The sequence below is a fragment of the Priestia sp. P5 genome, assembly GCF_029522155.1.
GTDB classification, from domain to species: domain Bacteria; phylum Bacillota; class Bacilli; order Bacillales; family Bacillaceae_H; genus Priestia; species Priestia megaterium_E.
In genome coordinates, this window is record NZ_JAKWFJ010000002.1 from 848,509 (window position 1) to 860,100 (window position 11,592).

Here is an 11,592-nt window from a genome sequence, read left to right on the forward strand (position 1 = left end):
CTCAGCTTTTATACAAAAAGGTTCTGTCCTTACAGGCAGAACTTTTTTATGTTCAGCTCTTTTTATTGACATTTTAGATAAAGTAGTCAATAATTAAGTTTTGCTTACATGAGAAATTTACTAGATAAAAAGAAGTGAAGCTAATTTTTATTGATAGATATTTACATAAATAAAGGAGTCAGTATCGATGATGAGAGAGCGGTTGCCTTTTACAATTGAGCGGGATGAAAACTTTTTTGACAAATTAAATGAATGGATAGGTGATGTTTTTTATGATCATCTTCCAGACGCAGGGTTAGAACTTCGGGATGAACAAATTTTTATGGCTTTTCAAATCGAACGAGCTTTTAAAGAAAAAAATGTAATCTTTGCAGAAGCAGGTGTAGGAACAGGGAAAACCATTGTGTATTTACTGTACGCTATTTGTTATGCAAGGTATATTGGCAAGCCAGCTATTATTGCCTGTGCGGATGAAACATTAATTGAACAGTTAGTAAAAGCCGAAGGAGACATTGCCAAGCTCTCTGGTATTTTAGATATTAACATGGATGTTCGCCTAGCAAAATCTCAAGATCAGTATCTGTGTTTAAAGAAATTAGATGCTGTGACAGCACGAACCGATAATGAAAACATTGAAGAAATTTACGATACGCTTCCTGATTTTGTTCATGATCATAGCGGTATGCAGTCGTTCTATCACTACGGAGACCGTAAAGAATATCCTCATTTAACGGATGAGGAATGGAATCAAATTAACTGGGATACGTTTCAAGACTGCTCTTCCTGTGAGCAGCGTCATAGATGCGGCTTAACGCTTTCACGTGAGCACTATAGAAAAGCACATGATTTAATTATTTGCTCTCACGATTTTTACATGGAGCACATTTGGACATATGAAGCCCGCAAGCGTGAAGGACAGCTTCCCCTTCTTCCTGAAAGCAGCTGTGTTGTATTTGATGAAGGTCACCTGCTGGAATTTGCTGCACAAAAGGCTTTAACATATCGCATTCAAGAAGATACGTTAGAAAACTTGTTAACGCGTCTATTAGAAAATGACGTGCGAGAAGAATTTGCTGTGAAGATCGAGCATGCTATCGATGTGTATGCAATGTTCTTTGACCGTTTAAGTGAAGCAAGCACAGAAATCGTTGGTTCTAGCCGTAAAGAAGTAGCCCGTACAAACGGATTACAAAGTGTAGGAAAAGAACTTTTATCGCTGCTTGAGCATATCGGAAACGAGCTTGTGTTTGAGAGTGAGACCTATACAGTAGACGAATATACGCTGCGAATTGTAGATGAGTATCTAGATCAAATTGATTATTCGCTGCGCTTATTTATGGACAACGAAAATGCCATCTACTGGGTAGAAGAAAATAACTGGCAGCTGACGTTGGTTATTATGCCGCAAGCAGTAAAAGACGTCTTAAAAGAACGAGTATTTGCGAAGAAAATACCTTATATTTTCACTTCTGCGACTCTTTCAGATAACCAATCGTTCGATTATTTAGCATATAGCTTAGGAATTGCAAAGCCGCTTTCTTTTTCCGTTGAATCGCCATTTGATTATGATGAGCAAATGAAAATTGCGGTAAAAAATGTTTCGGATGATCAAGAAGAAGCGTTTGCTGAAAAATTTGCCTTTGCTGTTGCACAGCTCGAAAAAACGAACGGACGAGCACTTTTACTGTTTAACAGCAAAGAAGAACTAGAGATGTTCAAAGAAGTTTCCAAAGAGTTAAATCAGTACACATTTTTATTTGAAGGCGATCAAGAAATCAGTAAATTAGTATCTCAGTTCCAAAGGGAAGAAGAAACGATTTTATGCGCTGTTCATTTGTGGGAAGGATTGGATATTCCTGGACCTTCGCTATCTAATGTAATTATTTGGTCTCTGCCGTATCCGCCAAATGATCCGGTCTTTGAAGCAAAGCGCAATCAAGTAGTCGATCCATTCTGGGATGCAGATATGCCGTATATGCTTCTTCGCTTAAAGCAAGGAGTTGGAAGACTGATTCGCTCTCATAACGATAAGGGTCTAATCACGATCTTTATGCCAAAAAGCACAGATTCAAAAGTGCGTTCAATCATTGAACAAAATGTCCCAACGAAAATAGAAAACATATAAAAAAGCGCGGTTGTAGCCGCGCTTTTTTATATGCATAATAGATTGAATATTCAGTTATATACATGCCGTTACTATTATGATAAAATAATTTATGGTGAAATAAGGAAAGTAAGGAGGAAAAACAATGAGAGAAGACATACAGAAAATTGAGAAACAGTTTTATGAATTCATGAATAAAATCAAAAGTTATCACGAGGCAATTGGATTGATGTACTGGGATTTGAGGACGGGTGCTCCAAAAAAAGGGGCGGATCAGCGTTCTGAAGTTATTGGTATGATGTCATCAGAAGCGTTCAATCTTTCGGTTTCTGATGACATGGCAGGTTTTATTGAGAAATTAACGAACCCTGAGTCACAGTCTTACATAAACGATATTACGAAAAAAGCAGTGGAAGAATGTAAAAAAGAATATGACTTAAATAAAAAAATTCCTCCGCATGAATATAAAGAATACGTTACATTAACTTCAAAAGCTGAGTCGGTTTGGGAAGACGCAAAAGAAAAAGCAGATTTTGCTTTATTTCAACCGTACCTCGAAAAAATTGTAGCGTTCAATCAGAAGTTTGTGGAGTATTGGGGGTATGAAGGAAACAAATATAACCGTTTATTAGACCTTTTTGAACCGGGGATGACGGTTGAAATTTTAGACGAGGTGTTTGGAAAGCTACGGGAGCATATTGTGCCTCTTGTTCAGCGAATCGCCGGGTCAAATACAAAGCCAAATACGGAATTTTTATTCCGTACTTTCCCAAAAGAGGCGCAAAAGCAATTTAGTCTAGACGTGTTAAAAACACTTGGCTATGATTTCGAAGCGGGGCGCCTTGATGAAACAGTCCATCCTTTTGCTACTGGCTTAAACCCGGGAGATGTGCGCATCACGACTAAATATGCTGAAAACGATTTTCGAACGGCTATTTTTGGAACAATTCACGAATGCGGCCATGCTTTATATGAGCAGAATATTTCAAAGGATCTTGTCGGTACAGTTCTATGTGAAGGTACTTCAATGGGAATTCACGAATCACAGTCGCTGTTTTTTGAACAGTTTGTCGGTAAAAATAAGGCATTTTGGCAGCATCATTACGATGTACTAAAAAAGCATGCGCCGGGACAATTTGACGATGTAGATTTAGAAGATTTTTACCGAGGAGTAAATGAGGCGAAACCGTCTCTTATTCGTATTGAAGCAGATGAGTTAACGTATCCTCTTCATATTATGATTCGCTATGAGATTGAAAAAGGGTTAATAAACGGAGAATATAAAGTTGCAGATTTACCGGAAATTTGGAATGAGAAATACGAAGAATATTTAGGAGTTCGTCCAAGTCACGATGGAGAAGGCGTGCTTCAGGATGTACACTGGGCCGGAGGAAGCTTTGGGTATTTCCCTTCCTACGCTCTTGGCTATATGTACGCAGCGCAGTTTAAGCATACCATGTTAAAAGACTTGCCCAATTATGATGAACTCCTCGAAAAAGGAGAAATTTCGCCGATTACAAATTGGCTAACAGAACATATTCATCAGTACGGAAAAATGAAAAAGCCTCTTGAAATTTTAAACGATGCAACGGGAGAAGGCTTAAATGTAGACTATTTAATTCAGTATCTAGAAAAGAAATATGGAGAAATTTATCACGTATAAAAAGCGCTATAACCGAATATTATGTTTTGTATCACAAGTAAATGTTCGAAAATATCGTTTTTAGATATTTTCAAATAAAAGATTTGCTGATATAATACAATTAACTCAATAACGCACTCATATAATGACGAGAATAAGGCTCGTAAGTATCTACCAAACTACCGTAAATAGTTTGACTATGGGTGAGCGATGAAGTTTGTTTTTCACTTTTGTGCGTAAAAGCTCAAAGACATTGCTCTACTCATATACGAGTGCAGCTATGTTTTTGAGCTTTTTTAATACAAACGTTGGAGGAACGAACTATGAAAGCTTTGCAAAACAAAATTTTAACAGATGGTATCGTATTATCAGACACGGTTTTAAAAGTAGACACATTTTTAAACCACCAAATGGATCCTGTATTAATGAAAGAAATTGGAGAAGAATTTGCTTCGCGTTTTGAAGATGCAGGAATTACGAAGATTTTAACGATTGAATCATCAGGAATTGCTCCAGCGATTATGACCGCATTGAAGCTAAACGTTGAGATGGTGTTTGCTAGAAAAAGAAAATCTTTAACACTTCAAGACGGACTCATTACATCAAAAGTATATTCATTTACAAAAAAAGAAGAAAATGAAATTTCAGTTGCTGATAAATTTATTCAAGAAGATGACGTGATTTTAATTATTGATGACTTTTTAGCAAACGGCCAAGCTGCATTCGGCTTGATGGATATCGTGCAAAAAGCAGGTGCTAAAGTAGGCGGCATTGGTATTGTTATTGAAAAAGCGTTCCAAGATGGAGGAAAACAAATTCGTAAATCAGGCGTTAAAGTAGAATCATTAGCACGCATTCAGTCTTTATCAAATGGTAAAGTGATATTTGTTGAAGATAAACCAACAGTGGAGGTTTAATATGAATAAAGGAAAAGTCTTTTCACTTGGTTTACAGCATGTTTTAGCTATGTACGGAGGTGCGATTGTTGTTCCGCTTATTGTTGGAGGAGCCATTGGCTTGACTCAGCAGCAGCTTACGTATTTAGTGGCGATTGACTTATTTATGTGCGGTGTGGCAACGCTGCTGCAAGTGTGGAAAAATCGTTTTTTTGGAATTGGTCTTCCAGTTGTATTAGGGTGTACGTTTACTGCCGTAGGACCTATGATTTCAATTGGAGGTTCTTACGGCGTTTCCTCCATATATGGTTCTATTATCGTCGCTGGTTTACTCATTGTCCTTCTTTCTGCTTTTTTAGGTAAATTGGTTAAGTTTTTCCCTCCTTTAGTTACGGGTTCGGTTGTAACGATTATTGGAATTACGTTAATTCCTGTAGCGATTAAAGATTTAGCCGGAGGAGAAGGAAGTAAAGATTTTGGCAGCTTGAGCAATTTAGGTTTAGGTTTTGGCGTTTTGCTATTAATTATTGTTCTGTATCGATTTACAAAAGGATTTATGCGCTCCGTCTCTGTGTTATTAGGATTAGTTGTTGGAACAATCGCAGCTTCTTTTATGGGAAAAGTCGATTTTTCCGGCGTAAAAGAAGAAGCGTGGGTTCATATGCCACATGTGCTGTACTTTGGGATGCCAACTTTTAATATTATGGCCATTCTGACAATGTTCCTTGTTTTACTTGTTGGTATTGTCGAGTCAACAGGCGTTTATTTTGCTGTTAGTGATATTTGTAAAAAAGAAGTGGATGAAAAAGATTTATCTAAAGGCTATCGTGCAGAAGGACTGGCGATTTTATTAGGCGGATTTTTTAACGCATTTCCTTATACAGCGTATTCTCAAAATGTAGGACTTTTACAATTGTCAGGTGTTCGCACAAGAAATGTTGTATTTGCAGCGAGTGGAATTTTAATCGTTTTGGGTTTTCTACCTAAAATCGCAGCGGTGACGACGGTTATCCCGAGCTCTGTCCTTGGTGGAGCAATGGTAGCTATGTTTGGAATGGTAATCTCTTCAGGTATTAAAATCCTTAGTCAAGTTGATTTAGCAAAACAAGAAAACCTTCTTGTGATTGCATGTTCGGTTGGCATGGGTCTAGGGGTGACGGTTGTACCTGAACTCTTCAAAAACTTACCAGAGAGTCTTCAAGTTCTTACTGGAAGCGGTATTGTAATGGGGAGTTTTACAGCAATCTTTTTAAATATTGTCTTTAATATGATGAAATCACCACGTACGCAAGTTGCAGAAACAAAGTTAACAAATGAAGTAGTATCGAAATAAAAAGAGGCTAGGACAAAAATATTTTAGTTGAAAAGATCCGAACGATTAATCGTTCGGATCTTTTCATTGTTATGGAGAACATAGGCCTAATTTGGTCGTCTTTTCTATTAAGACCGTGTTTTAAAAAACAGTGTATAAAGCATTTTCCCCACATCAGGGTTTTTTGCCACTAATGAAATTTCTCTTTTGAATTTGAAGTCTGTAATAGGTAACGCTTTAATGTTTGAGCTTTGTAAATGGCGCATAAAAATTTCAGGGAGAATTGAAATACCTAAATTAGCTGAAATAAATCCCATAATACTTTGAGCAAATTCAATTTCATTGGCAATGGAAATTTTTAAGTTATGACGATTGTACGCTTTTTCTACTAGTGTCCGAACATCGCACCCTGGGGGGAGAACTACAATGGGTTCTTCTTTGAAATCTTCAAATGATACGCTTTCTTTTTCGGCTACCGGGTGCTGATCATTCACAAATAAATAAAAGTCTTCTTTGAACAATAGTTTTGACCAGTAAGTATGTTGAATCTCTCGATCATCAAATAAAGCCCCGTCAATTTGATTGCTTTCTAACTGCTCTAACAAATCATAATAGTGATGCGAGGTTTTTATATCAATATGGCGATTGTGGTCTTTAGCAGAAGCCAGTTGATAAGGTAAGTAAAAAGCAGCCATACTCTGCCACGTTCCGATAGTTAAATCACAAGCTTCTTGCGTAGACACTAATTTTTTTTGAAGAGCATGAACGCTTGAAAGTATGGATTCACCTTCTTGTAAAAGAATTTCACCTGCTGAGGTTAATTCTACTCCTGTAGCGGAGCGAATAAATAATGTTACTCCTAAATCTTCTTCTAGTTTTCTCATTTGCTTACTGAGCGCGGGCTGTGTCATATGCAGCTGTTCGCTTGCTTTGCTTAAGCTTTTTGTTTTGGCTGTTTCAATAAAAGACTCAAGCCATTCTGTTTTCATATTTATCACCTATAACCTTTTGTTATACCCATAGTATAGAAGGGAAGTTCTCATAAATCAACGAAGATGCTAGTGTATATAGTGTAGTTAACACAGCACAAAGAAATTCACACAACTAGGAGGATGAATGATGTATCCAAACAAACTATATATTAACGGTGAATGGACAACAACGGAAGAGAAAATTGATGTGATTAATCCAGCAACAAAAGAAGTTATAGGGAAAATTCCAAAGGCAGGCGCAAAGGAAGCAGCACTTGCGGCTGATGCAGCGGCAGCGGCTTTTAAAACATGGTCGAAAAAAACCGCTCAAGAGCGCAGTGCTATTTTAATGAGATGGCATCAACTAATTGAAAATCATAAAGATGAACTAGCAGAAATTATGACAACGGAACAAGGCAAACCATTTGCAGAAGCAAAAGGTGAAGTGCAGTATGGCAATGATTATATTGCTTGGTTTGCTGAAGAAGGAAAGCGTGTATACGGTGAAACGATTCCAGCTCATCATACGCATAAACGTATTACGGTTAAAAAACAGCCTGTTGGCGTTGTAGCAGCTATTACACCATGGAACTTCCCTGCAGCAATGATTACGCGTAAAGTGGCCCCGGCTCTTGCAGCAGGATGTACAATTGTTTTAAAACCATCTGAAGAAACACCATTTACAGCATTTCGGTTAGTAGAGCTCGCAGAAGAAGCGGGAGTTCCAAAAGGTGTGATCAATGTTGTTACTGGAGATGCAGCAGCTATTGGCGACACATGGCAAAAAGACGGACGTATCCGAAAATTAACATTTACTGGTTCAACAGCGGTTGGTAAACATTTAATGCGCGGTGCCGCGGATACTGTGAAAAAATTATCGCTGGAATTAGGTGGTCACGCACCGTTTATCGTAACAGAAAATGCAGATTTAGACGCTGCTGTAAACGGCGTAATTGCTTCTAAGTTTGTTAACGCAGGTCAAACGTGCATCTGCACAAACCGCGTATATGTACAAGAATCCATTGCAGATGCTTTTGTTGAAAAATTTGCAGCAAAAGCGGCGGAATTAACAGTAGGAAATGGATTAGAAGAAGGTACACAGGTTGGACCGTTAATTAACGACAAAGCGGTTGAGAAAGTAAAAGCACAAATTGCGGATGCAAAAAGTAAAGGAGCTAAAGTTGTGGTTGGCGGACAAGCTATAACAACTAAAAACGGTTTCTTTATGGAGCCGACAATTATTACAAATGTAACTGATGACATGAATTGCATGTTTGAAGAAACGTTTGGGCCATTGGCACCTGTAGCAACATTCAAAACAATAGAAGAAGCCGTAGAACGAGCAAACAATAGCCCTTATGGTTTAGCCGCTTACGTATTTACAGAAAACATTAAAGAAGCAACGTTTGTATCTGAAGAGTTAGAATACGGCATTGTAGGAGTAAATGACGGCTCTCCATCTGCAGCTCAAGCTCCATTCGGCGGCTTTAAAGAAAGTGGTCTTGGACGCGAAGGAAGTCATTACGGCATTGAAGATTATTTAGAAGTAAAATATATCTCAATGGGACTTTAATCAAAAGTAGAGGGACAAAAATATTTTAGTCGAAGTGAAACACGAACTAGCAACTAATAATCAAAATTATTGGTTGTTAGTTCGTATTTTTTTGTTGTGAAGACGGACGTAGCTTTCAGGTGTTTCGTTGTGTCTCAGCTTTTTTATGCACTTTTGTAAAGAAAATTTGGAATAATAGTTCTTTCACGCAATTAATTGCATTTCTAGGATGTCTGTGCAAGAATAAATATTTCAAAAATGGTTTAGCTTTGTTTAAAGCGTGGGTAATACAACAAATGCACATGATTGCTTGTTAGATGAAATGAAAAGCAGAACTTTACCACTGATAAATTACGCAAGCTAGAACCAAAATAGTAGTACTGAATGGTGAAAAATATAGGAGTTGATATAGATGATTACAGCAGAGAAAGACATAGTGAAATTTAAAGCAAAAGACGGACGTGAAGTCACTATTCGCCCTGCACAGGCAAGTGATGCAGAGCATATTACAACAGCGGTAAAAGAAATTATTGAGGCTGGGGAATTTATTCAAAAAGATGAGCCGCGCACAGTTCAAGAAGAGCAAGATTTTATTGCATCAGTAGAAAAGAACAATCACATGTACGTTGTAGCTGAAGTCGAAGGTGAAGTGCTTGGAATTGCACGTGTTCTTAGAGGCGAAATTAAAATGAAGCGCCACACGGGGCTCTTCCGTACATGGCTTATTTCAAAAGCACAGGGAATGGGAATAGGAAAACAATTTATGAATTATACGCTAAACTGGTGCAAAGAAAATAATCTTCATAAACTTTCTTTAACTGTGTTTGCTTCGAATAAAGTGGCATACGAATTGTATAAAAAGGTAGGATTTGAACAAGAAGGCGTTATGAAAGAACAAGCTTATTTCAACAATGAATATGTAGATGAAATCTATATGTCCATTTTCTTTTCATAAAAAATAAGCACTTATTTTCATCAATCCATAAATTGTATCTGTACATTCAGATTATTTGCGCTATAATAAAAGTGCACAACAAACATACACTTCTTCAAAACGTAGACTTTCCTGAGTTACAGGAAAGTTTTTTTATGTTTCGCCTCCATTCCACTAAAAAAGAATTGAATAAATCCCCAGCTATTACAAATGTTAAATGTAACGCAATCAAAGAGGTGAAGTGTATGCCAAAGATTATCTCAGTTGGATTTGGAGTTCCTCCTTATGAATTAACTCAGCAAGACACGCTGCTATTTGCAAAAGAACTTTTTTCCGAATCGTTTAAAGATATTAATCGTCTGCTAACCGTTTTTCAAAATGGTCAAATTGAGAAACGTAATTTTGCCAAAGATTTATCTTGGTTTCAAGAAGACCATACATTTGAAGAAAAAAATGATGCTTTTATAGAATCTGCTGTTGAATTAGGTACAAAAGCAATTGAAGACTGCTTAACAAATAAGAACTATGTAAGTACTCCTTTGCCATGTGGAGAAATTGAGGCTATTTTTTATGTTTCAACAAGTGGTTTAGCTACGCCTAGCATTGAAGCACGAATTATGAATAAGCTTGCGTTCTCAGATCATACAAAAAGAATTCCTATTTGGGGATTAGGGTGTGCTGGAGGAGCGTCTGGGCTTTCAAGAGCTTATGAGTATTGCAAAGCCTTTCCGCGCGCTAAAGTCCTTGTTTTATCTATTGAGCTTTGCAGTTTAACTTTTCAGCGAAATGATCGTTCAAAAAGCAACTTAATCGGTACATCTTTATTTGCAGATGGAGTAGCGGCTGCTTTAGTCGCAGGTGACGAAGCTGATACCACTTTTGCCCTTGCAAAAAGCTATCCTTACATTTTACATACACAATCGACGCTCATGCCTAATTCAGAAGATGTAATGGGATGGGAGATTAAAAATGATGGACTATTTGTGGTCTTTTCAAAAGATATTCCCACGATTATCGATTCGTGGTTAGGCGGAGAAGTTGAGTCATTTTTACAAACTCAGCATTTGACCAGTCGGGATTTAAAGCATTTTGTTGCTCATCCTGGAGGGAAAAAAGTGCTTGAAGCATATGTATCAACGCTGTCGCTAAACGAAAATATGATTGCTGATTCTCTAGATGTACTTAAAAACCATGGAAACATGTCTTCCGCAACCGTTTTGTATGTATTAGACCGCTTTATGAAGAAAGAAATTTCGAGTAAAGAATACGGTTTATTAACAGCTCTTGGCCCTGGATTTAGTTCTGAAATGCTTCTATTAGAGTGGAGGTAAAGCGATTGTTTTTTTATAGCTTTTTTGTATTTATTATCTTACAGCGTCTATGTGAATTGGTTATCGCCAAAAGAAATGAAGCTTGGATGAAGAAGCAGGGAGCATACGAAGCTGGTCAAAGTCACTACAAATGGATGGTAAGCATGCATGCCGCTTTTTTTGCTGCTCTTTTTACGGAAGTGTATGTATTAAAAGATGGAATGTATCACTTTTCTTTTTTGTTGTTTAGCTTTTTTGTGCTTGTGCAACTTGCAAGAATATGGGCTATTTCTTCGTTAGGAAAGTATTGGAATACAAAAATTATCGTTTTGCCTAATGCAAAGGTTGTGCTAAGAGGTCCTTATCGTTTTATGAAGCACCCTAACTATACAGTAGTAGCGGCAGAATTGGTGTTAGTTCCGCTTATGTTTCAGGCATACTGGACGTTAGCTGTTTTTTCTGTTTTCAATTTGTGTATATTAGCCGTCAGAATTCCCTTAGAAGAACAAGCATTAACGAATGAAACAAATTACGGCGAAGTGATGCAAAACAGGGGACGTTTCTTTCCTATAAAAAAATCTTAAAACTAATTGAAAATGATTATCTTTCATGATAAGATGAAACAAATGATAAAGATTATCAATTTCATCAAGTAGAAACGGTGGTGGACGTAATGGTTAGTCTTTTTGTGATTGGAGCACTTGCTACATATGTTGGCGTCACAACGTATGTAATGAAAAATATTGAAAAAGCCCAAAAGGCGTAACATACATGCGATGAATAAAAAGTACGATGCAAAGCTGTCAAATTATTGACAGCTTTTTTTATTGTTTTTGTAACTAAAAATTCAGTTTTTTATGGGAAAATGCAT

9 protein-coding genes and 1 riboswitch are annotated in these 11,592 nt (G+C 37.2%); of the genes, 8 read left to right on the plus strand and 1 reads right to left on the minus strand.

The window, feature by feature from the left end; all coding sequences use genetic code 11:
* The first annotated feature begins 187 nt into the window (after positions 1-187).
* From MMB69_RS21105 to MMB69_RS21120, 4 genes are all read left to right on the plus strand, one after another.
* Complete coding sequence (locus tag MMB69_RS21105) at positions 188-2,125, plus strand: ATP-dependent DNA helicase (RefSeq protein ID WP_025749341.1); 1,938 nt, start codon at positions 188-190, stop codon at positions 2,123-2,125.
* 124 nt (positions 2,126-2,249) lie between these two features.
* Positions 2,250-3,767 carry a carboxypeptidase M32 gene (locus tag MMB69_RS21110; RefSeq protein ID WP_277448388.1) on the plus strand — a complete coding sequence of 506 codons (1,518 nt, stop codon included), beginning with the start codon at positions 2,250-2,252 and terminating at the stop codon, positions 3,765-3,767.
* A gap of 97 nt (positions 3,768-3,864) precedes the next feature.
* Positions 3,865-3,966: riboswitch (purine riboswitch) on the plus strand.
* A gap of 103 nt (positions 3,967-4,069) precedes the next feature.
* Positions 4,070-4,663, plus strand: coding sequence for a xanthine phosphoribosyltransferase (locus MMB69_RS21115; protein WP_277448389.1), 594 nt, complete (start codon positions 4,070-4,072; stop codon positions 4,661-4,663).
* 1 nt (position 4,664) lies between these two features.
* A complete protein-coding gene (locus tag MMB69_RS21120; RefSeq protein ID WP_013082372.1) occupies positions 4,665-5,975 on the plus strand; it encodes a nucleobase:cation symporter-2 family protein in 1,311 nt (436 codons plus the stop codon).
* Positions 5,976-6,082: 107 nt separating this feature from the next.
* On the opposite strand, the gene MMB69_RS21125 is transcribed toward MMB69_RS21120, so the two are convergent.
* On the minus strand, positions 6,083-6,943 hold the full coding sequence (locus MMB69_RS21125) for a LysR family transcriptional regulator (protein ID WP_269871667.1): 861 nt from the start codon (positions 6,941-6,943) through the stop codon (positions 6,083-6,085).
* A 130-nt stretch (positions 6,944-7,073) separates the two neighbouring features.
* Between MMB69_RS21125 and MMB69_RS21130 the strand changes: the two genes are divergently transcribed.
* The 4 genes from MMB69_RS21130 to MMB69_RS21145 all read left to right on the plus strand — a co-directional run bounded on the left by MMB69_RS21130 (position 7,074) and on the right by MMB69_RS21145 (position 11,305).
* Complete coding sequence (locus tag MMB69_RS21130; protein WP_221785685.1) at positions 7,074-8,498, plus strand: NAD-dependent succinate-semialdehyde dehydrogenase; 1,425 nt, start codon at positions 7,074-7,076, stop codon at positions 8,496-8,498.
* Positions 8,499-8,889: 391 nt separating this feature from the next.
* Positions 8,890-9,432 carry a GNAT family N-acetyltransferase gene (locus tag MMB69_RS21135; RefSeq protein ID WP_264409033.1) on the plus strand — a complete coding sequence of 181 codons (543 nt, stop codon included), beginning with the start codon at positions 8,890-8,892 and terminating at the stop codon, positions 9,430-9,432.
* A 224-nt stretch (positions 9,433-9,656) separates the two neighbouring features.
* Positions 9,657-10,742: a type III polyketide synthase gene (locus MMB69_RS21140; protein ID WP_013056163.1), complete on the plus strand. Its 1,086-nt coding sequence runs from the start codon at positions 9,657-9,659 to the stop codon at positions 10,740-10,742.
* Positions 10,743-10,747: 5 nt separating this feature from the next.
* Positions 10,748-11,305 carry an isoprenylcysteine carboxyl methyltransferase family protein gene (locus tag MMB69_RS21145; protein WP_221785620.1) on the plus strand — a complete coding sequence of 186 codons (558 nt, stop codon included), beginning with the start codon at positions 10,748-10,750 and terminating at the stop codon, positions 11,303-11,305.
* Positions 11,306-11,592 lie beyond the last annotated feature (287 nt).